The organism is Vibrio sp. 1151_11 (genome assembly GCF_029478525.1).
GTDB classification, from domain to species: domain Bacteria; phylum Pseudomonadota; class Gammaproteobacteria; order Enterobacterales; family Vibrionaceae; genus Vibrio; species Vibrio anguillarum.
Window position 1 is genome coordinate 1 of the sequence record NZ_SHMN01000090.1, and the last position, 878, is coordinate 878.

Genomic DNA, 878 nt, shown 5'->3' on the forward strand with positions numbered 1-878 from the left:
ATAAACTCGAATGGGCTGCCAGTTATATATCAATGAACGCTCAAAAGTCCGCTCAGAGGAAGTCTAAAGAAAACATTACTTTAGACGGAATTTACGCTGGGCTTAATGCTTAAGGTTCAGTCTATGATACGCTTTATGCTACACGATCTAAATTTTGAAAAAAGGCGAACAATCGTTCAATTGTTGCCAGAATTTCACTTTCCTCGTTACTGATATCTTCCCAACTTCGCCCGAAACTAGCGTATAGATGGATATCATTTCTTCTAGCGTGAATCTTTTCAAGATCCTCAATTATCGTCGCAATTTCAGAACCGTAAACACCGTGAGTTTTCCAAGTGTAAATAACTTTCCCGAAAGTTCGGTGCTCAGGAGCATGTTTCATGAGTTTTTTTATATTCCTATTCTCTGCATGTGCTCGCATTGCACATTCGATAATAGATGAGCCAACTGATATACAGCTTGAGATAGCACCTGAGCGAGCGGATAAAGATAGCGGTGTCGGTCTGAACCAATTCTCTCGCTCCTCTCTTGGATGAGTCCAACTCTGAACTCGACCTGCAACCATAGTGCACAAAAAGTCATAATATTGATGTGCTTCTGCAATTGCATCTCTCGCAGGAAAGCTTGGAATCTTTGTCCATTGAGACCTCAGTTCACCTAGCCCTCGAAATTGATACTCGTCGTTTGAAAAGTCAAACCACCTTCCCATATTTATTACCTCTACATAGAATCAAAGGAAGAACTGTTGCGTATAACGCCCAATTAAGGGGTGAGCAACGCTACCACCTAACCTAAAGCATTGTACCGTAACCACTAAAACTGAAGTAGAAACAAAAATGCCAAGCGTTGGGAATCCCTCTTAAATTGTTTGTTAGGCA

General features: G+C 41.1%; 1 protein-coding gene. It reads right to left on the reverse strand.

What is annotated here, in order from left to right; translation table 11 throughout:
• Nucleotides 1–133: 133 nt before the first annotated feature.
• Nucleotides 134–709 (reverse strand): hypothetical protein, encoded by a 576-nt coding sequence (locus EXZ60_RS18900; RefSeq protein WP_277436159.1) that lies wholly within the window; start codon nt 707–709, stop codon nt 134–136.
• Nucleotides 710–878: the final 169 nt, after the last annotated feature.

Excerpts from the sequence above, each read along its gene's own strand:
- EXZ60_RS18900 (WP_277436159.1), bottom strand. The coding sequence starts at position 709 with ATGGGAAGGTGGTTTGACTTTTCAAACGACGAGTATCAATTTCGAGGG.